Raw genomic sequence first — 18,479 nt, 5'->3', positions numbered from 1 at the left:
TCATGGGCCAACGTGCGCCTGCGATTCGAGCCTCGCATTTTGACGGCTTACGTTCCCGCCGATGCCACGCGTTACACCATTTGACAAGAAATATCATTCGACATGCCAAATTTTGATGCATTCGTTATGGCACGCGCATAACGCTCGCCAGCGTCGGGCAGTATCGGCAAAATGGCGGGTTCCGCTCTCGCGCGGCCACGCTTCGAAGCATGGCAAGAGCGCGCTCATTCGAAAGGCATAGCCCGCGCGACACAGCGTCGCAACGCCGCGTTTTACGACCAAATTCCATAGATTCGCAACATCGCGATAAATCTCGCGTGGCATGATCGCGTCGCGGCGCAACGCCGTGAAACGGCGTTCTTCCCAGGACGCTTCGATCCAAAAAACCAGCGAATGCAATGAATGAAAATACTCACCGTTTAGCAGCGCCATTGTTATCGGGTTTGTTGGCCAGTGTCTGTTTATCGGGATGCAATCTCGAGGTGCTCGATTCGAAAGGCGTGATCGGCGCGGCGGAAAGCTCGCTCATCGCCACCGCGACTTTCACGATGCTTCTCGTCGTCGTTCCGGTGATTCTGCTCACCCTGATCTTCGCCTGGCGCTATCGCGCGTCCAACCAGAACGCCACGTACGCGCCGAAATGGACGCACTCCACGGCCATCGAGGTCGTCGTATGGGCGATTCCCGCGGCCATCATCCTGTTTCTCGGCACCCTGACGTGGAAGACCACCCACGAGCTCGACCCGTACAAGCCGCTTCAGTCGGAAGTCAAGCCGATCAACGTGGAAGTCGTCGCGCTCGACTGGAAATGGCTCTTCGTCTATCCGGATCTCGGCATCGCGTCCGTCAATCAGGTCGCGTTCCCGGTCGGCACGCCGGTCAACTTCCGCATTACGTCGGACTCCGTGATGAACTCGTTTTTCATCCCGCAGCTCGGCAGTCAGATCTACGCGATGGCGGGCATGCAGACGCGTCTGAACCTGCAAGCCGACCACGCCGGCGACTACGCGGGCATCTCGGCGAACTACAGCGGCGCGGGCTTTTCCGACATGAAATTCCGCGCGCTCGCCCTCTCGCAGGCCGACTTCGATTCGTGGGTCAAGAAGGTCAAGACCGCGCCCGAAGCACTCGACATGAACGTCTACGCGGGCGTCGCGCGTCCGAGCGAAGAAGTCGCGGTCCGCTATTTCTCGACCGTCGATCCCAAGCTCTTCAACAACATCGTCGGCAAGTACAACAACGGGAATGTCACCGTTGGCACGAATTGCGTAACCAAGGGGTAAGCCATGTTCGGCAAATTAACGCTTGAGGCGATCCCGTACCACGAGCCGATCATCATGGGGGCGACCGTCCTCATGGCGGTCATGGCGCTCGGTGCGGCCGCCCTTCTCACCAAGTTCGGAAAATGGGGCTGGCTCTGGCGCGAGTACCTGACTTCGACTGATCACAAGCGCATCGGCATCATGTATCTGGTCGTCGCCGGCCTGATGCTCGTGCGCGGCTTCGTCGACGCCGTCATGATGCGCGCGCAGCAGGCTGTCGCGCTCGACTCGCCGGGCTTCCTGCCGCCGCATCACTACAACCAGATCTTCTCGGCGCACGGCACCATCATGATCTTCTTCATGGCGATGGCCCTGCTCGTGGCGTTCTTCAATCTCGTGGTGCCGCTGCAGATCGGCGCGCGCGACGTTGCGTTCCCGTTCATCAACTCGCTGTCGTTCTGGATGACGGCGATGGCCGCGGTGCTGATCAACTTGTCGCTCTTCATCGGCGAGTTCTCGGCGACCGGCTGGCTCGCGTATCCGCCGCTGTCGGAAACGCAGTTCAGCCCGGGCGTCGGCGTCGATTACTACATCTGGGCGCTGCAGTTGTCCGGTGTCGGCACGCTGCTCACCGGCGTGAACTTCTTCGTGACCATCGTGAAGATGCGCGCGCCCGGCATGACGTGGATGAAGCTGCCCGTGTTCACGTGGACGGCCTTCTGCTCGAACGTGCTCATCATGGCGACGTTCCCGATTCTGACCGTCGCGCTCGCGCTGCTGGGCCTCGACCGCTATCTCGGCATGCACTTCTTCACGAACGATGCCGGCGGCAACCCGATGGTGTATCTGAACCTGATCTGGGCCTGGGGCCACCCCGAGGTCTACATCCTGGTTCTGCCGGCGTTCGGCATCTACTCGGAAGTCGTATCCACGTTCTCGAAGAAGCCGCTGTTCGGCTACAAGACGATGGTCTGGGCGACGTGCTGCATCATGGTGCTGTCGTTCCTCGTGTGGCTGCACCACTTCTTCACCATGGGCTCGGGCGCGAACGTCAATGCCTTCTTCGGCATTATGACGATGATCATCTCGATCCCGACCGGCGTGAAGATCTTCAACTGGCTTTTCACGATGTATCGCGGCCGCGTGCAGTTCACCACGCCGGTTCTGTGGACCATCGGCTTCATCATCACGTTCACGCTCGGCGGCATGACGGGCGTGATGCTGGCGATCCCGGGCGCGGACTTCGTGCTGCATAACAGCCTGTTCCTGATCGCTCACTTCCATAACGCCATCATCGGCGGCGTGGTGTTCGGCTACTTCGCGGGCGTGCAGTTCTGGTGGCCGAAGGTGTTCGGCTTCAAGCTCGACGAAAAGCTCGGTCGCAACGCGTTCGTTTGCTGGTTCGTCGGCTTCTTCGTCGCGTTCGTGCCGATCTACATTCTCGGCTTCATGGGCATGACGCGCCGCCTGAACCACTACGACAATCCGGCGTGGCAGCCGTATCTGGTGGTCGCGGCGTGCGGCGTCGGCATCATCGCGCTGGGCGTCGCGTTCCAGGTTGCGCAGATCGTCGTGAGCGTGATTCGCCGCAATCAGCCGGCTTATCGCGATGTCACGGGCGACCCGTGGGGCGGCCGCACGCTCGAATGGTCGATCAGCTCGCCGCCGCCGGTCTACAACTTCGCGCATGTGCCGGCTGTCCGTGAACTCGACGACTTCGCCCACGCGAAGGAAACGAACCGCGTCGAAACGCGTCCGTTCCGCGACATCCATATGCCGTCGAACACGAGCGCCGGTTTCTTCGTTGGCGTGTTCGCGCTGGCGTTCGGCTTCGCGGCGATCTGGCATATCTGGTGGCTGGCTATCGTCGGCCTGATCGGCGTCGCTGCGGTCGTGATCGGCTACAGCTTCGGCGAGAACGCCGGCTACATCATCCCCGCCGCCACGGTGAAGGCGACCGAAGAGCGGAACCGTCCGCCGAAGTCGCCCGCCAAGACCGGCGCGGGGCGCGAACTGGAACTGGAGGTGCTGTAAATGTCGCAATCGACGCTTTCCGCGCATGACGCGCACGAGCACGAACACCAGCCGTCTCACTCGGTGTTTGGCTTCTGGTCCTACCTGATGACCGACTGCGTGCTGTTCGCGTCCCTCTTCGCGACCTTCGCGATGATGGCGAACCAGTTCGCGGGCGGCCCCACGGCCAAGGATCTCTTCAACCTGCGCGATGTCGCGATCGAAACCGGCCTGCTGCTCACAAGCAGCCTGACGTTCGGCTTCGCGATGATCTCGGCGCATCGCAAGCAGACGGGCGGCGTGCTCGCGTGGCTCTTCGTCACGTTCGTGCTGGGCGCGGGCTTCCTGTGGCTGGAAGTGCACGAGTTCGCCCATCTGATCGCTGAAGGCGCGGGTCCGCAGCGCAGCGCGTTCTGGTCGTCGTTCTTCACGCTCGTCGGCACGCACGGTCTGCACGTCACACTCGGCCTCGTGTGGCTCGTCGTGCTGGCGCTGCAAATCATGCAGAAGCCGGAGCTGAACGAACGCCAGATCCGCCGGCTCGCCTGCCTCAGCCTTTTCTGGCACTTCCTCGACATCGTCTGGATTTGCGTGTTCTCCTTCGTCTACCTTGCGAGCGTCGTCTAATGGCTCATACGCATATAACGCATAGCGATATTCCGCGCGTCACCGTGGGCGGATATCTCGCCGGCTTCGTGCTGGCCGTCGTTCTCACGGTGGTTTCGTTCTGGCTCGTCACGGCGGCCCAGGTGTCGGGCGAACAAGGCATCGTGTGGCTGGCGGTGCTGGCCGCCATTCAGATGGTGGTCCATGTGGTGTTCTTCCTGCACGTGAACACGTCGAAGGGACAACGCTGGCACGCCCTGTCGTTTGCCTACACGATCCTGATGTCGCTCGTGATCGTCGTCGGTACGGTATGGGTCATGCATAACGTCCACATGCTGATGATGGCGCGCTAACGCCGCAGGCATCGGTGAAAGAGGCGGGTCCGGTTTCCGGGCCCGCTTTTTTTTCGTCCGCCGATTTCTGCGGTCGCTGACAAATCTTGACAATTCCTGCAAGCGGCGCGACCATCTGTCCATAATTTGATTTCACGATCCACATTATGGACACAGGAGACGCGATGCCCGCGCCAAAACCGTCGGCGGACGCAATGACGCCGTACCAATTCCCCAATCCCAAGGAAGCGCAGAAAGAAATCGTGATCGGTCATGCGATTCCGACCGACGAGCGCGAATGGGTTCCGCAAGCCGAGAACGTCTGGTTTCGCCCGCTCTGTCTCAACGTGTCCACCGGCTATTGGATGAACCTGCTGCGCGTGCGCAAGTCCGGCGTGCTCTCGCGGCATCGTCATCCGCAGGCCGTGCACGGCATGGTGCTCAAGGGCCGCTGGCGGTATCTGGAGCACGACTGGGTCGCCACCGAAGGCAGCTATGTCTTCGAGCCGCCCGGCGAAACGCATACGCTCTACGTGCCCGAAGACGTCGAAGAAATGATTACGTACTTTCAGGTGAACGGCGTGATGTTCTATTGCGATCCGTACGGCAACTACACCGGCTATGAGGACGTGTTCACCAAGGTCGACATGTGCCGCAAGCACTATGAAGCCGTCGGGCTGGGCGCGGATTTCGTCGATCAGTTCATTCGCTAGTTCGTCCATTAAATAGCCAAACCATCATAAGCAGCCGAAGCGTCAACGAAACGCATCGGGGAGACACCATGCAGAGCAAATCGCCACGCATCAAGCGCATTCAATGGATCGCGCTCACGTTCCTCACGCTCGCCGGGATCGTGAATTATCTGGACCGCAGCACGCTGTCCATCGCCAATCATTCGGTCACGCAGGAGCTCGGGCTCTCCGCATCGCAGATGGGGCTGCTGCTGTCCGCGTTCTCGTTCGCGTATGCGTTCTCGCAATTGCCCATCGGCGTGATGCTCGACCGCTTCGGCGCGCGCATCATGCTCGGTCTCGGCATGTTCGTCTGGTCCGTCGCGCAGTTGTTCGGCGGCCTCGTCACGAACCTGCATCAGTTCCTCGCGGCGCGCATCGCGCTCGGCATCGGCGAGGCGCCGCAGTTTCCGGCCGGCGCGAAGGTCGTCTCGGAATGGTTCGCGCAACACGAACGCGGCAAGCCGACCGGCATCTTCGTCACGTCCTCGACCATTGGCCCCGCGCTCGCCCCGCCGATTCTGACCGTGCTGCTGTTGAGCTTCGGCTGGCGCAACATGTTCGTCATCATGGGCGTGCTGGGCATTGCGGTCGCGATCGGCTGGTACATCGTGTATCGCAACCGGCGAGACATTGCGCTGGAGCCGCAGGAAATCGCGCACTTGACCGAAGGCGAGCCCGCGCAGCGCACGGAGCGCAGCATGAGCTTCGCGGAATGGCGCGGCCTCTTCAGCAAGGCGACCACCTGGGGCATGATTTTCGGCTTCATGGGCGTGATCTACATGGTGTGGCTGTATCTGACGTGGCTGCCCGCGTATCTCGAACACGAGCGGCATCTGACCATCGCGAAGACCGGCTGGATCGTGTCGATTCCGTATCTGGCGGGCACGCTCGGCATGCTGTCGTCCGGCTTCATCGCCGATGGACTGATGGCCCGCGGCGTCGCACCGATCCGCAGCCGCAAGTGGCCGATCTGCACCGGACTCATCGGCGCGGCGCTGTTCACAGTTCCGGCCGCGTTCACGCCGAACCTCGCGCTCGCGATCACGTATCTCTCGGCGGCGATGTTCTTCGTCAACATGGCGAGCGGCGCGGCGTGGGCGCTCGTCTCGGTGGCGGCGCCGCGTCACATGGTGGCGTCGCTCGGCAGTATTCAGAACTTCGGCGGCTATTTCGGCGGCTCGTTCGCGCCGTTCATCACGGGCCTCGTCGTCGACAAGACGCATTCGTTCGTCAACGCGTTCCTGATCAGCGCGGGCGTCGCGTTCGCGGCGGCGCTCGTTTATATGTTCGTCGTCCGCGTGCCGATTCAGGATTCCGAGCAGCCGGCGTCGGCCGTGCCGGTCGTTTGAGGGTGACCGATATGACCTTCCAGACTGATCTCTTCAAAGGCAAGGCCGTCGTCGTAACGGGCGGCACGCAGGGCATCGGCGCAGGCATCGCGCAGCAGTTCGCCGCGCTCGGCGCGCGCGTGATCGCGGCGGGCATAGCGCCGACGGATGCGCAGCGCGACGCGCTCGGCGGCGGCATCGAAGTCACGGCGCTCGATGTCGCGGACGTCGCGAGCACCGCCGATCTCATGAACCGCCTCGACGCGCTCGACGTGCTGGTGAACTGCGCGGGCATGATCAAGCGCGGCGACGAGCACGACATCGAGACGTTCGAACGCGTGATCGCCGTCAACCTGAACGGCACCATGCGCATGTGCGCCGCCGCGCGGCCGTTGCTCGCGAAAAGCGGCGGGAGCATCGTCAATACGGCGTCGATGCTGACATTCTTCGGCGGCGGCCTCGTGCCCGCGTACAGCGCGAGCAAGGGCGGCGTCGCGCAATTGACGAAGTCGCTCGCCATTGCCTATGCGGCAGACGGCATTCGCGTGAACGCGGTCGCGCCCGGCTGGATCGCCACGCCGCTCACGCAGGCGCTTCAGGACGACGGCGGCCGCTCGCAAGCCATTCTTGACCGCACGCCGATGAAACGCTGGGGCTTGCCGGAGGACGTGGCGCGCGTCGTCGCGTTTCTGGCTTCGCCGGCGGCGGCGTTCATGACCGGTGCGATCGTGCCGGTGGACGGCGGCTATCTCGTGGCGTAAGCGAGCGTCGATATAATCGCCGCGCCGCCGCTTCCCTATCCGATCATGGCCGCTGATCCCGCCTCTCTCGACGCCGCAAAGGCAACCGGCACCGCCGCGTTCTCCAAGTTCATGGCGGTACTTCAGCTCATCGCCGATGCGCCCGAGCCGCCGACCATCGCGCGTCTGACGACGCAAAGCGGCTATCCACGCCCGACGGTGTACCGCATCGTCGGCGCGTTGATGGCCGAAGGGCTCGTCGTCGAAAGCGCGCGCGGCGGCTGTTATACGCTGGGCCCGCGCCTGATGTCGCTCGCGAGCCGAAGCTGGGAGCGGTCCGACTTGCGCATCGCCGCCGCCGACGCGTTGCAGGCGCTGCGTGATGCCACGCAGGAAACCGTGCATCTGGCGGTGAGAAGCGGCGCGGAAATGGTGTACGTCGAGAAGCTGGAAAGCCCGCACGCGGTGCGCATGGCGTCGCGCATCGGCACGCGGGTCACGTTGTATTCGAGCTCCGTCGGCAAGGCGTATCTGTCGACGCTTTCGCCCGCCGAACGCGACGCGCTCCTGCACGGCATCCCGTTTCAGCGATTCACGTCGAACACCATCGTCGACCGAAGCGCGCTCGATGCCGAACTGGACGCATGCCGGACGCGCGGCTACGCCGAAGACCGCGAGGAGAACGAAGCGCAGATTTTCTGCTACGGCAGCGCGATCGTCGGCGCGAACGGCGCGCCGCTCGGCTGCGTCAGCGTGAGCATTCCGCTCTTCCGAAAGAGCGAAACGCCGATGGAAACCTACGTCGCGCCGCTGAAGTCTGCGTGCCGCGCGATTGCCGAGCGCATGAGTCCCGGCACGCGCTAAAGCGTCAGAACGCGTTGCCTTGCGACGCGCCCGCGCGCTTGGCGATCAAAGTCGGCAGGCGCGGCAGCAACTGCGGCCAATGCGTCGCTTCCTGCGCCAGGTGCGCGAGCAGACCGTGGCAGCCGAACTGGTCCGCCGCGAGCCGCGCGATCACGCGCCGCGCGATCTTCCACACATCGACATCCGGCGCGACCGTGTGCGCCATGCGCTCGATCGTCTCCATCGAGCGCGACAGCAGCACCGCCCGCGACGCAATGCGCCCGTGCGCCGCGCTGAACATGTGCTCGGCGGGCGCCTTACCGATCGCATCGAACAAATGCGAGACGTGCGCGCCCTGCCGCGCATCCGTCGACGAAAAACGCTCCGCTTCCCGGCGATACGTCGACTCGACGCGCACTTCATGATGCGCCGCGTGTTCCTCTGGCCGCCCGTGTTCGAGATGCGTGCGTGCCGCCGCCTTGTGATCGCCTTCGAGCAGCGAGTTCGATACACCGACGATGAAATCGCGCTCGTGCGCAGCGAAGAACGAAATGGCGTTGTCGGCTTCGAGCACGATCTTGCCGCGCGTGCCGGGATCGATGCTGACGCGCGCGCCTGCCGCGTCCAGCCCCGCGTGATACACGCCCTGCCCGAGCGCCATTTCGAAGAACGCTTCGATCAGCGTCGCGATGAGATCCGCCTGTTTGAGACCGTGCGATGCGAGCGCGTGGCCGTCCGATAGCGGCACCGTGTCGATCGCGCGCGTCGTCAGCACGGCGTCGTTACAAAAGTCCCAGAGCACTTCGGGCACGGCGAGCCTGTCGTCGTCGCGCAGGCGGTAACGCAGATAGCTCTGATCGGCGGCGCGCTGGCGCAGGTCGATCATCGAATGCACGCTCTCGCGCACGCGGCTCAACCACTGCACCGCCTGCAACTCGCGGGCCGTCGCCGAACGCCGCTCGGCGAAGCGCGCGGCGGCGAGCGCCAGATCGAGATCGTCGGCGAGTTCCTGGCGTGCGTCCGCGCGAAGCAGCGTGATGCGGACCGGGACGCCTTCGATGCGTGCCGCATGCGTCTGCTCCGCAATGCCCGAGCGCAGCGGCGCTGCGCTGATCCCGGTGATTTCGGCGCGCGGCGCGGCTGCGAGCGCGAGCGCGCACGCGCTGCGAAAGCTGGCGGCATCGTAGGGCGTGAACAGACCTTCCATCTCCGAGAGCGCCACGCGCACCGCCGCTTCCGCGAGCGCGGGATGCCGCGTGAGCGCGCCCGATGCCAGCGAGAACACGCGCGGCAACTGGCTCAACGCCGGCACGCCGCCCGCGAGCGGCGCGGCGCGCGCGCCATGCACGGCGAAGAAGCGCGCGATGCGTTGCATCGACGCGCCGTCGCTATCTGATTGGCTTTCGCGGACGAACGCCCGGCCAAGACGCCAGAGCGTTGCGAGTCGTCGGACGGGCAAATGAAGTCCTTTTGGCTTGAGTGTGCCGTGGCATTCGGCTTGCTCGATTTGCATTTTGCAGCACTTACAGCACGATTCGAACCCGCGCGTTTTCTGCGCTCTGCCTCGAACCACCACCATGCACATGAAAACGGAAGACGCTCCGGCGCGCGGTTCCGTCGACGGACAAGACCCGAGCGCCCTGCGCGATGCGCTGCAAAGCGAGGACAGCGGCGTGCGAAGCTTCGTCGTCGTGCGGGACGGCCGCATCGAATTCGAACATTACCGCAGCGACGCCGCGCCCGATACGCTCAAAAACGTCAATTCGGTCACGAAGAGCGTCGTGGGGCTGGCCGTCGGCATCGCGCTGACCGAGCGGCTGCTCGCGGACCTCGACACACCGATCAGCGAGATCATCGAGAAGGCGCGCGATCCCGCGCTGGACGAGCGCGTCCGACGCATCACGCTGCGCCATCTGCTCACGATGACTTCGGGCTTCGAGTGCGAACCAGGCGCAGTGGACAAGTGTCTGCTCGGCGCGTGCGAGCGGCTCGCCGGCGAGGACGACCGGCTGAACTTCGTGCTCTCGCGTCCGATGGCCGACGCGCCCGGCACGCGTTTTCGCTATGACTCGCATGCGGTGCAGTTGCTGTCGCTCGCCGTCGAAGCGGTGACGGGCGCGACCGTCGAAGCGTATGTGCGCGACAAGCTCTTCGCGCCGCTCGGCATTGAAACGAGCGAATGGATCGCCGATGAAGACGGCCATACGTTCGCGGGGCGCGGACTCATGCTGCGCGCGCGCGACATGACGAAGCTCGGCACGCTGATGCTGGATCGCGGCACATGGCAAGGCGCGCAACTCGTGGATGCGTCGTTCATCGACGACGCCATGTCGGTGCACAGCGAGGGCGGCCCGCCGATGCAGGACGCGCAGTACGGCTACCTGTGGTGGATCGCGCCGCGCTATGCGTTCGCGGCGGGCTTCGGCGAGCAGTTCATCTTCGTTGCGCGCGAGGCGGGAATCGTCGCAGCCGCGACATGCGACAACACCGCCGCGAACAAAAACGTCCGCGCGCTCTTCGAGCAACACGTGCTCTGCCTCGATGCGCGCTGATCCTCGCCAGCGTTGTTTCGGATTGCTCGCGGCTTCGTTTCCGAACTGAGCGCAGATCGAAGCCTCGCGCGCAGGTAATCTCGCTTTGCGTCCGTTGCCACGGCGGACATTCGAGGCAAGCGAGGTATCGCATGAAGTCCTTCGACATTTCGGTGGATGCGCAGGGGCGCGTCGTCGTTTCGCACGCCGAGCCCATCGGCGAGCATTGCAAAAGCCGCGCGCGACTGCTTGCGTCGCTGGTCGGCATGATCGCCGCGCCCGGCGCGTTCGAGCACTTCTGCGCGTGGCCCGAGCCGATGAGGCGCGACATCCTGCATCTCATGCATTCTCTCGCCGAAGAAAGCCTTCCGTTGCTCGCCGCGCTCGAACAACACACCGCGCAAGCCTTCTACGACAAGGGCGTGCACGCCGCAACCGAGCAGCGGCGCCAGGAACTCGCGGCCAACGCGCCGCCCGAGCCGATCGATTACACGCAGCGGTGATCCGTGACCAGCGGCAGCAAAAAGCGCCCGTCGTCAATGTAGATTTTTGTCGATATGCGATCCCGATTATTTTCGATACGGTATCGTAATGCGCTCACGCTATAACGTATCAATATCGCGATGCCGGAATCCGTGTCGCAACGGCTTCCGGCTGCACGTGAGGCAATCGAGAGCGCCATGAAACAACCATCAGAAAAAGGACGCGCCATGCAGCCGCCAGCCGGTGAGCGTATCGAACGAAGCATGTACATCCTCGGGCAGATCGGCGCGGTCGTGTGTCACGAACGCGGGCCGCGCCCGAACACCGCGATTCTCACGACCATGGCTTCGCATCCGGCCGAAGGTCTGTGGCTGGCCATCACGCGCATGAACGAACTCTGCCCGGCCGTGCGCGGCCCGCGCCGCACGCTGCTGCAGTGGAAGCGCAGGGAGATCGCGCGGCTCGCTCGCATGCTGCCGCATCCGCTGCCTGCCGATGCCTGCGCGCAAACGCAAGTCCCGTTCTGGGCCGGCTACTGCCAATATTGGGAAGACGTGCTGAAGCAGCATGTCGATCGTGAGATGGACGCGCTCGCAGTGGCCGTGGACGAAGTTCCGGCACGGCGCGTCAACGCCTGAAACGCCGCATCCACGCGCCACGGCAGTTGCCGCCGTCGATCGACTCGGGCACACTTCGCGCGGCCGCGCGCAGCCGTTCGTCCGGATGCAAAGAAATGCTTTCTCGCGAAGGAGCGGGCGCGTTGCGCCGTGTACCGAGCAACGAGGAAGAGCAGATGGACCAAGTCAAGATCACGATCAACCCCGAAGGGCATCCTGTCATCGCGCATCCGGTGGCGATCGAGAAACGCAGCAACGATGTCGCGCGTGCGGTGGCGGCGCTGTCGGATGTGCTCGCGAGCGGGGACGGCGCGGGTGTCGGCCAGCCTGTGTTGATCGATCTGCTGCGCACCCTCGCGCACGAGCAACGCGCGCTGACCGAGGCTCTGTCCGACTACAGCGGCGAAGTATCGACGGACGAGGCGTACCGCCGCACCTACCGCCGCGCGTTCAGAAAAGGCTTCAGCGCCGGATTGCAACGCACGCTGCCCGCGCGGCCGGTCGACCGCAACGACAGCGCGCTGCTGAGCCCGCCAGCCGCGGCCGGCACTTCGCGCAACGACGCGCTGCGCCGTCTCAAGCAAGTCTAGTCACCCGGCGCGGCTCGCCTTCAGCACTCGCGCTCGCGCCGTGGTTCGTGCGTCGAATAATAGGCGCGCATCACGTCGATCATGCGATCCAGCGGGCTCGGCTTCACGAAATAGCCGTTGAACCCGGTGCGGCGCGCCCGCGCGCAATCGTCGGGGCACGTGCGGCTGGTGTGCGCGAGCAGCATCATCGACGTATCGAGCGCGCGAATCGCTTCGGCCGCTTCCCAGCCGTCGCCGAGCGGCATCATCAGATCGAGCAGCACGACGCCGGGCCGCCACTTGCGCGTGAGCGCCACGGCGTCCAGCCCCGTGTGCACGGCGCGCACGTTGAAGTCGGCGTCCTCGAACGCGAGACAGATGGCGCGCGTGGCGTCGAGGTCGTCGTCGGCGATGAGCACGCGCGGTTCGTCGTGATGCGCAGCGCGAACGGGAATCTGCCACACCGCTTCTTCCGGTACGCGTGCTTGTCGTTGCGTTGATTGCATTTTTTGGCCTCGGATTGACCGACTGTTTTAGCAACGCGCGTTCCGCGACGCAGCATTCAGGGTTTGCCCGTACAGTGCGGCGCGCGCCAACGTTGCACCCCGGGAATACCCGGACGCCGCGCGGGCCGGACGCTTGCACCAAGAAGAACCCAGTTCACCTGCGAGCGGCACGCTCGCTCCCTACGGAGGCACACGATGTTCGTCGTCTACTGGCTCGAAGGCGATGCCGACGCCCAAAGCCACGCGCGTCACCAGCAGTTCGACGCCGCCGCGCTCGCCGAGGCGCTGCGCTTTGCCGAAGCCTTGCGCAAGCGCCAGGCGCAAGGCGAACCGGTCGGCTTCGTCACGCTGTGCAGCGAGAATCCGCAATCGGTCGGCAAACCCGGCGTCGCGGACCCGCCCGCCGACTACGACTGGAAGAAGCGCCGCCGCTAGCCGTTGCCTGCATCGGCGCTCTTGCTCGCGCCGTCTTGCGCATCGTCCTGCCATCCGCCGCCGAGCGACTTGTACACGGCGATTAGATCTGTCGTCACGTTCACCGTCGACTGCGCGAGCTGTTCGCGCGTTTGCGCAAGCTGGCGCTCGGCATCGAGCACCGTGACGAACGCTGTCAGTCCCTTGCGATAGCTGTCCGTCGCGAGTTGCAGGCTCACGCGATTCGCCTCCACGGTACGCACCAGAGCCGCGCGCCGGTCCTGCTCCGTCCGATATGCGACGAGCGCGTTGTCCACATCCTGAAGCGCCGTGAGCACCGTCTGCCGATATTGCAGCGCCGCCTGCGCGGCTTGCGCCTTTGCCACGCGAACGTTCGAGCGCAGCGCGCCGCCTTCGAAGATCGGCAGCGAAATGCTCGGCCCGACCGACCAGAAGAGACTCGACCAGCGCGCCAAGTATTTCGCTTTGGTCGCTCGCGTGCCGACCTGGCCGGTCAGCGAGATGTCTGGATATAGCTGCGCGACCGCCACGCCCACTTCGGCGGTGGCCGCGTGCAATTGCGCTTCGGCGCGGCGGATATCGGGACGGCGGCGCGCGAGCGTCGACGGCAGGCCGACCGGCACCGTCGGCGGCACGGGCGGCACCGCGCGGGCATCGGACAGTTCGGCGTCCAGCGTGCCCGGCGCGCTGCCCGTCAGCACGGCGAGCCCGTTCATCGCCTGCGCGATCTGCGCCTCGAGCGACGGCACCTGCGCCTGCAACGCGCCGACTTGCGCGCTCGCGCTCTGCACGTCCTGCTGGCTCGTCAGGCCGACGCGCGCCTGCTCGCGCGTGAGGTCGAGAATCTGCTGTTCAGCGTCGATCTCGGCAAGCGTGATTTCACGGATGGACTGCGCGCCGCGTAACTGCGCGTACGTGCGCGCGACTTCGGCTTCCAGCGAGACCAGCGCGTCGTTGCGGCTTTCGATTTCCGCCTGCGTCTCTGCATTCGCCGATTCCACCGACCGCCGCACGCGCCCGAAAAGATCGAGTTCCCACGACGCATCGAAGCCGTCCTGAAACAGCGTGACGGGTCCCGTTGCCGAGTCGAGGCCTTGCCGGATCGGCGCGCCGTTCGCGCCCAGCGCGTCGATGCGGCTGTACAGCCCTTGCGACTGGAGCAAGCCCTTCAGCCCGAGTTGCTCGCGCATGACGCTCGCGTTCGCGCTGATCTGCGGCAAGCCTTGCGCCGCCGCCGACACGCTTTGCTCACGCGCTTGCGCGATGCGCAGCACCGCGCTTTGCAGATCGAGATTGCCAGCCACCGCGCGGTCGATCAGCGAATCGAGCGTAGGATCGTCGAACTGCTTCCACCAGCGCGGATCGGGATCGGCGGATGTGGTCGCTACGGAAGGCGCGTCGGCGTGCGGCGCGCGCGCATCCGGCGTTGCGTTGTGCGCGCGCTGCATGTCGTTCCAGTTGCCCGGCGTGTCGGCGACAGGCGGCTTGAAGTCGGGGCCGACCGTGCAGGCGCTCATCGCGAGCGCGAGCACCGGAATCGAAAGTCGAGCGGAAAGTCGCTGCGTCATGTCAATGTCCTCCCGCCTGACCAGACGCCTTCACCGGCGAGAAGAAGAACGTGATCGGAATGAAAAGGAACGAGAAGATCGCGCACGCGGCGAACACGTCGAGGTACGCGAGAATCGTCGCCTGCGAGACGAGCGTTTTGTACATCTGGCCGGTCGCCGCGCCCATCGCCTGCGACATGGTCTGGCCCGTGTCCATCAGCGTTCGCGCGATGCGCTGCACGGTGTCGTTGTACGGCTGATTCAGCGGCGTCAGATGCTCGACCATATGCGCCATGTTCGCCTGCGTGCGCTCGCGGATCATTGCGGTGGCGAGCGAAATGCCGATGGAGCCCGCCACGTTCCGAAACATGGTGAACAGCGCGGACGCGTCGTTGTTCATCGACTTCGGCAGCGAGAGATACGCGAGCGTCGTCACCGGCACGAACAGAAAGCCGATGGCGGCGGACTGCGCGCTGCGCATCATGGTGAGCGTGCGATAGTCGACGTTCGGCACGAGATGATGCGAATAGATCAACGCGCAGCCCATCAGAAAGAAGCCGAATGCGACGAGATAGCGCGTCTGCACCCACAGCATTAGCTTGCTGACCACGGGAATGAGAAACACGATGAGCAACGCGCCCGGCGACAGCACGAGCCCCGCGAGCGTCGCGGTGTAGCCGAGTTGCTGCTGCGCGAGCTGCGGAATGAGCACCGCGCTGCCGTAGAGCACGGAAGCGAAGCCGACGATCGAGAGCGAGCCGAGCGCAAAGTTGCGGTCCTTCATGACGCGCAGATCGACCACGGGTTTTTTCGCGTACACGAGCCAGAACGCCGCGCCGACGATGCCGATCGCCGCGAGCACCGCGAAGGTCACGATGAAGTTGGACGCGAACCAGTCGTCGTCCTCGCCGCGATCCAGAAACACTTGCAGGCAACCGAGCCCGAGCGCGATCAGGCCGATGCCGACCACGTCGATGCCCACGTCCTTATGACTCTGCCGCTTTTCCCACGGCGGATCTTCGACGAACTGCATTACCGCGATGGTCGTCAGCACGCCGACCGGCACGTTCAGCAGAAAGACCCAGCGCCACGTGAAGTTGTCGGTGATCCAGCCGCCGAGCGTCGGCCCGAGCACGGGCGCCACGACGATCGCCACCGCCGAGATCGAAAACGCGCGGCCGCGCTGTTCGGGCGGAAACGTGTCGAGAATGATCGACTGCTGGCTCGGCTGCAAACCGCCGCCGAAGAAGCCTTGAAGAATGCGAAAGACGATCAGTTGTCCGAGATTCGTCGCGATGCCGCAGAGAAACGAGCACACCGTGAACGCCGCGATGCAGATCAGGAAGTAGCGCTTTCGCCCGAGAATCTTCGAGAAATACGCGGACAGCGGCAGCACGATGCCGTTCGCGACGAGATAGGACGTGAGCGTCCACGTCGCCTCGTCGTAGCTCGCGGACATGGTGCCGGAGATGTGCGGCAGCGCCACGTTCACGATGGTCGTGTCGAGCACTTCCATGAAGGCCGCGAGCGTCACGACCACGGCGATGAGCCACGGATTCGCGCTCGGCTTCCAGCCGCTGTGGTCCTGTTCGGTGGGTTCGCTCATGGCTCAGTGGCGCAGCATGACGGTGGGCACCACGGAAAGCCCGAGCGGCAACGACGTATCCGGCTTCATGCCGCTATCGATGACGATCTTCACTGGCACGCGCTGCACGATCTTCACGAAGTTGCCGGTCGCGTTTTCGGCGGGGAACGCCGAGAAGCGCGAGCCGCTGCCGAGCTGAATGCTGTCGACATGGCCGTGCAGCGAGAGGCCGGGATACGCGTCGACGTCGATATCCACTTTGTCGCCCGGATGCATGCGCGAAAGCTGCGACTCCTTGAAGTTCGCCGTCACCCACATGCGCGTCGTGACGAGCGTGAGAATCGACGTGCCCGCCTGCAAGAACGTGCCGAACTGCACGTTGCGTTTGGTGATCCACCCATCGGAGGGCGCGCGCAGTTCGGTGTACGAGAGATTTAGCTGCGCGGTTTCCACTTGCGCCTCTGCCTGCCGCACTTGCTGGCGCCGCTCTTCCACAGACGCGACGACCTGCGCGATCTGCTGCGGCACGAGGCTCGCGGTGCGCACCTGCGCCCGCGCCTCGGCGACGTTCGCCTGCGCGCTTTTCTGCTGCGCGGTGGCGGCGTCGATGTTCTGTTGCGAGGTCGCGCGAACGTCGACGGACTGCTGGCGTTGGTAGGCCGCGCTTGCCTGCGCGAGATTGGCGCGCGCGCTCGCTTCCTGCGCCTGCGCCTGCGCGAGTTGCGCGGGATATTGAACCCGCGCGACCTGAAGCTGCACTTCGGCCGCATGCAACTGCGCCTGCGCGAGACCGAGTTGCGCGTTCGCCTGATCGAGCTGCGCCTGATAGTCGCGCGGATCGATGCGAATCAGCAGATCGCCCTTATGAACGAAGCGGTTGTCGTCGATGTTCATCGCGACAACATAGCCCGATACCTTCGGCGCGATGGTGACGGCGTCGCCATCGGTATAGGCGTCGTCGGTGGTTTCCTGATTGCGCGTCATGAACCACCAGACGAGCGCGCCTATCGCGAGCACCACCACGATAATGCCGAGAATGATCAACGGCTTCTTGCCGGGCCCCTTGCGCTCTTCCTTACCGTTGCCGTTCTTCTTGTCGCCGTTCTTGGCTTTATCGTCATTGCCGGCCTGGTCGTTCTTCTCCGATGACTCGCGCTTGCCGTCGTCCTTCGCGGCGCCGGGGCGTGCATCGTCCTGGGTTTCGTCTCGATCTGGCATCAGCGTTCGCTTTGCGGTTGGAGTCCGGAGTTCGACTCGGGGTGAAATCCCGGTGCGGCCGGGTGGACCTCGTGCGGATACTGCGTGACGAGCGTGACCGGTATGCGACTGCCGGTCAGGGCATTCGAGCGGACGATCCGAGCAAGACGCATTCCCAAATGACTCGGAACCGGCCGAACCGAACGCCCGTGCGGACTGGCATGAAACCGCGCGCTTTCGAGGCGCTGATTGCCCAGCGCGGTTTTCAAAATCGCTGGCAAAAGCTGCACGGTGCAGTCGTGCGAGCGATTGCTTCAGAGCGCCTGGCGCAGCTTCGCGGCGAGTTGCACGATGCCCATCGAGATCTGCTTCTCGCGCTTCGCGTCGAGCCGTCCGACGGGCACGCTCGTCGATACCGCGACGCGCTTGCCCGCGGGCGTCACGCCGACATACGCCGCGAAGCACGCAAGTCCTTCGGCCACTTCCTCGCGTTCGACCGCGAGCCCGCTCGTGCGTATCGCGGCCAGTTCGCGCAAAAGCGCCGCGCGGCGGGTGATGGTGCGCGGCGTGACCGCTTCGAGGCGCTCGGGCAGCCGCTCGATGACCGCTTCGTCGGCCAGTCCCGCGAGCAGCGCCTTGCCGAGCGCGCAGCAGTGCGCAGGCAGCCGCGAGCCCAGATCGGACACGAGCCGGACCGGCCGATGCGCGTCCTCGCGCGCGACATACACCACCTGCACGCCGTCCAGCACGGCAAGCTGCACGACTTCGTTGTGCGTGTTGATGAACGCGCCCGCGCCCTCGCGAAACGCCGCCTGCAGCGCGTCGTGCCGCACGTAGGCATTGCCCAACTCGAAGAGGCCGACGCCGATCACATAGCCATCGTCGCGCTTCTCGATCCACTGCATGCGCGCGAGCGTTTCCAGCATCAGATAAAGCGTGCTGCGCGACAGGCCGGTGCGCTCCGCGAGCGCGGCGGCGCGCACGGGCTTGGCGGCGTCGGCGAGCGCTTCGAGGATATCGTTCGCGCGGCGCAGCGCCGGAACGTCGTAGGTCTTTTCCATGTGAGTCGTCGCATCGGGGATGCGTGCATCGTCCAGTATGTTGGACAAACGTGCAACCCAATGGACAGTGACGGAGCGGCAAGCTACGAT

Annotated in this window: 20 protein-coding genes; 13 read left to right on the top strand and 7 right to left on the bottom strand. The window is 64.6% G+C overall.

The features are described from left to right. Positions 1–93: 93 nt before the first annotated feature. Positions 94–432 carry a hypothetical protein gene (locus HWX53_RS24760; RefSeq protein WP_175945821.1) on the bottom strand — a complete coding sequence of 113 codons (339 nt, stop codon included), beginning with the start codon at positions 430–432 and terminating at the stop codon, positions 94–96. Here HWX53_RS24760 and cyoA point away from each other — a divergent pair. The 8 genes from cyoA to HWX53_RS24720 all read left to right on the top strand — a co-directional run bounded on the left by cyoA (position 399) and on the right by HWX53_RS24720 (position 7,879). Continuing rightward, on the top strand, positions 399–1,283 hold the full coding sequence (cyoA, locus tag HWX53_RS24755; protein WP_175945820.1) for a ubiquinol oxidase subunit II: 885 nt from the start codon (positions 399–401) through the stop codon (positions 1,281–1,283). The two genes, HWX53_RS24760 and cyoA, sit on opposite strands and share 34 nt — an antisense overlap. Positions 1,284–1,286: 3 nt before the next feature. Continuing rightward, complete coding sequence (gene cyoB / locus HWX53_RS24750; protein ID WP_175945819.1) at positions 1,287–3,296, top strand: cytochrome o ubiquinol oxidase subunit I; 2,010 nt, start codon at positions 1,287–1,289, stop codon at positions 3,294–3,296. Beyond that, entirely contained in the window at positions 3,297–3,902 is a 606-nt protein-coding gene (gene cyoC / locus HWX53_RS24745) for a cytochrome o ubiquinol oxidase subunit III (RefSeq protein ID WP_175945818.1), read from the top strand. Then, positions 3,902–4,234, top strand: coding sequence for a cytochrome o ubiquinol oxidase subunit IV (cyoD, locus tag HWX53_RS24740; RefSeq protein WP_175945817.1), 333 nt, complete (start codon positions 3,902–3,904; stop codon positions 4,232–4,234). Before cyoC ends, cyoD begins: the two co-directional genes overlap by 1 nt. Positions 4,235–4,398: 164 nt before the next feature. Beyond that, complete coding sequence (locus tag HWX53_RS24735; protein ID WP_175945816.1) at positions 4,399–4,926, top strand: 2,4'-dihydroxyacetophenone dioxygenase family protein; 528 nt, start codon at positions 4,399–4,401, stop codon at positions 4,924–4,926. A 68-nt stretch (positions 4,927–4,994) separates the two neighbouring features. Next, on the top strand, positions 4,995–6,296 hold the full coding sequence (locus tag HWX53_RS24730) for an MFS transporter (RefSeq protein ID WP_175945814.1): 1,302 nt from the start codon (positions 4,995–4,997) through the stop codon (positions 6,294–6,296). 11 nt (positions 6,297–6,307) lie between these two features. Then, positions 6,308–7,036 (top strand): SDR family NAD(P)-dependent oxidoreductase, encoded by a 729-nt coding sequence (locus HWX53_RS24725; protein ID WP_175945812.1) that lies wholly within the window; start codon positions 6,308–6,310, stop codon positions 7,034–7,036. A 45-nt stretch (positions 7,037–7,081) separates the two neighbouring features. Further along, entirely contained in the window at positions 7,082–7,879 is a 798-nt protein-coding gene (locus HWX53_RS24720; protein WP_175945810.1) for an IclR family transcriptional regulator, read from the top strand. A 4-nt stretch (positions 7,880–7,883) separates the two neighbouring features. On the opposite strand, the gene HWX53_RS24715 is transcribed toward HWX53_RS24720, so the two are convergent. Then, positions 7,884–9,233, bottom strand: coding sequence for an AarF/UbiB family protein (locus HWX53_RS24715; RefSeq protein ID WP_244140257.1), 1,350 nt, complete (start codon positions 9,231–9,233; stop codon positions 7,884–7,886). Positions 9,234–9,435: 202 nt separating this feature from the next. On the opposite strand from HWX53_RS24715, the gene HWX53_RS24710 reads away from it, so the two are divergent. The 4 genes from HWX53_RS24710 to HWX53_RS24695 all read left to right on the top strand — a co-directional run bounded on the left by HWX53_RS24710 (position 9,436) and on the right by HWX53_RS24695 (position 12,079). Next, on the top strand, positions 9,436–10,410 hold the full coding sequence (locus tag HWX53_RS24710; protein ID WP_175945806.1) for a serine hydrolase: 975 nt from the start codon (positions 9,436–9,438) through the stop codon (positions 10,408–10,410). Positions 10,411–10,541: 131 nt separating this feature from the next. Beyond that, entirely contained in the window at positions 10,542–10,892 is a 351-nt protein-coding gene (locus HWX53_RS24705) for a hypothetical protein (protein ID WP_175945803.1), read from the top strand. 177 nt (positions 10,893–11,069) lie between these two features. Further along, positions 11,070–11,510, top strand: a complete 441-nt coding sequence (locus HWX53_RS24700; RefSeq protein ID WP_244140256.1) for a hypothetical protein — start codon at positions 11,070–11,072, stop codon at positions 11,508–11,510. A gap of 155 nt (positions 11,511–11,665) precedes the next feature. Beyond that, a complete protein-coding gene (locus HWX53_RS24695) occupies positions 11,666–12,079 on the top strand; it encodes a hypothetical protein (RefSeq protein WP_175945801.1) in 414 nt (137 codons plus the stop codon). A gap of 20 nt (positions 12,080–12,099) precedes the next feature. Here HWX53_RS24695 and HWX53_RS24690 read toward each other — a convergent pair whose 3' ends face one another. After that, on the bottom strand, positions 12,100–12,564 hold the full coding sequence (locus HWX53_RS24690; RefSeq protein WP_175945800.1) for a response regulator: 465 nt from the start codon (positions 12,562–12,564) through the stop codon (positions 12,100–12,102). 195 nt (positions 12,565–12,759) lie between these two features. Here HWX53_RS24690 and HWX53_RS24685 point away from each other — a divergent pair, with 195 nt between their 5' ends. Then, the gene (locus tag HWX53_RS24685) at positions 12,760–12,999 is read left to right on the top strand and encodes a hypothetical protein (RefSeq protein ID WP_175945799.1); all 240 of its coding nucleotides are present in this window, start codon (positions 12,760–12,762) and stop codon (positions 12,997–12,999) included. Here HWX53_RS24685 and HWX53_RS24680 read toward each other — a convergent pair. From HWX53_RS24680 to HWX53_RS24665, 4 genes are all read right to left on the bottom strand, one after another. Then, complete coding sequence (locus HWX53_RS24680; protein WP_175945798.1) at positions 12,996–14,567, bottom strand: efflux transporter outer membrane subunit; 1,572 nt, start codon at positions 14,565–14,567, stop codon at positions 12,996–12,998. The genes HWX53_RS24685 and HWX53_RS24680 overlap by 4 nt on opposite strands. 1 nt (position 14,568) lies before the next feature. Further along, positions 14,569–16,152, bottom strand: a complete 1,584-nt coding sequence (locus HWX53_RS24675; protein ID WP_175945797.1) for a DHA2 family efflux MFS transporter permease subunit — start codon at positions 16,150–16,152, stop codon at positions 14,569–14,571. Positions 16,153–16,155: 3 nt separating this feature from the next. Continuing rightward, entirely contained in the window at positions 16,156–17,349 is a 1,194-nt protein-coding gene (locus HWX53_RS24670) for an HlyD family secretion protein (protein WP_175945796.1), read from the bottom strand. A gap of 293 nt (positions 17,350–17,642) precedes the next feature. After that, positions 17,643–18,389, bottom strand: a complete 747-nt coding sequence (locus tag HWX53_RS24665; protein ID WP_175945795.1) for an IclR family transcriptional regulator — start codon at positions 18,387–18,389, stop codon at positions 17,643–17,645. Between the last annotated feature and the right edge of the window lie 90 nt (positions 18,390–18,479).

Origin of the sequence: Caballeronia sp. BCC1704 (assembly GCF_902833455.1) — a bacterium.
Classification (GTDB): domain Bacteria; phylum Pseudomonadota; class Gammaproteobacteria; order Burkholderiales; family Burkholderiaceae; genus Caballeronia.
The sequence above is the reverse complement of the archived record's forward strand: the minus strand, read 5'-3'. Positions and strand labels throughout refer to the sequence as shown.

What these genes read in the sequence shown, in the direction of transcription:
- cyoA (WP_175945820.1), top strand. Translation starts at nt 399, where the DNA reads ATGAATGAAAATACTCACCGTTTAGCAGCGCCATTGTTATCGGGTTTG.
- HWX53_RS24760 (WP_175945821.1), bottom strand. Translation starts at nt 432, where the DNA reads ATGGCGCTGCTAAACGGTGAGTATTTTCATTCATTGCATTCGCTGGTT.
- cyoB (WP_175945819.1), top strand. Translation starts at nt 1,287, where the DNA reads ATGTTCGGCAAATTAACGCTTGAGGCGATCCCGTACCACGAGCCGATC.
- cyoC (WP_175945818.1), top strand. Translation starts at nt 3,297, where the DNA reads ATGTCGCAATCGACGCTTTCCGCGCATGACGCGCACGAGCACGAACAC.
- cyoD (WP_175945817.1), top strand. Translation starts at nt 3,902, where the DNA reads ATGGCTCATACGCATATAACGCATAGCGATATTCCGCGCGTCACCGTG.
- HWX53_RS24735 (WP_175945816.1), top strand. Translation starts at nt 4,399, where the DNA reads ATGCCCGCGCCAAAACCGTCGGCGGACGCAATGACGCCGTACCAATTC.
- HWX53_RS24730 (WP_175945814.1), top strand. Translation starts at nt 4,995, where the DNA reads ATGCAGAGCAAATCGCCACGCATCAAGCGCATTCAATGGATCGCGCTC.
- HWX53_RS24725 (WP_175945812.1), top strand. Translation starts at nt 6,308, where the DNA reads ATGACCTTCCAGACTGATCTCTTCAAAGGCAAGGCCGTCGTCGTAACG.
- HWX53_RS24720 (WP_175945810.1), top strand. Translation starts at nt 7,082, where the DNA reads ATGGCCGCTGATCCCGCCTCTCTCGACGCCGCAAAGGCAACCGGCACC.
- HWX53_RS24715 (WP_244140257.1), bottom strand. Translation starts at nt 9,233, where the DNA reads ATGCAACGCATCGCGCGCTTCTTCGCCGTGCATGGCGCGCGCGCCGCG.
- HWX53_RS24710 (WP_175945806.1), top strand. Translation starts at nt 9,436, where the DNA reads ATGCACATGAAAACGGAAGACGCTCCGGCGCGCGGTTCCGTCGACGGA.
- HWX53_RS24705 (WP_175945803.1), top strand. Translation starts at nt 10,542, where the DNA reads ATGAAGTCCTTCGACATTTCGGTGGATGCGCAGGGGCGCGTCGTCGTT.
- HWX53_RS24700 (WP_244140256.1), top strand. Translation starts at nt 11,070, where the DNA reads ATGAAACAACCATCAGAAAAAGGACGCGCCATGCAGCCGCCAGCCGGT.
- HWX53_RS24695 (WP_175945801.1), top strand. Translation starts at nt 11,666, where the DNA reads ATGGACCAAGTCAAGATCACGATCAACCCCGAAGGGCATCCTGTCATC.
- HWX53_RS24690 (WP_175945800.1), bottom strand. Translation starts at nt 12,564, where the DNA reads ATGCAATCAACGCAACGACAAGCACGCGTACCGGAAGAAGCGGTGTGG.
- HWX53_RS24685 (WP_175945799.1), top strand. Translation starts at nt 12,760, where the DNA reads ATGTTCGTCGTCTACTGGCTCGAAGGCGATGCCGACGCCCAAAGCCAC.
- HWX53_RS24680 (WP_175945798.1), bottom strand. Translation starts at nt 14,567, where the DNA reads ATGACGCAGCGACTTTCCGCTCGACTTTCGATTCCGGTGCTCGCGCTC.
- HWX53_RS24675 (WP_175945797.1), bottom strand. Translation starts at nt 16,152, where the DNA reads ATGAGCGAACCCACCGAACAGGACCACAGCGGCTGGAAGCCGAGCGCG.
- HWX53_RS24670 (WP_175945796.1), bottom strand. Translation starts at nt 17,349, where the DNA reads ATGCCAGATCGAGACGAAACCCAGGACGATGCACGCCCCGGCGCCGCG.
- HWX53_RS24665 (WP_175945795.1), bottom strand. Translation starts at nt 18,389, where the DNA reads ATGGAAAAGACCTACGACGTTCCGGCGCTGCGCCGCGCGAACGATATC.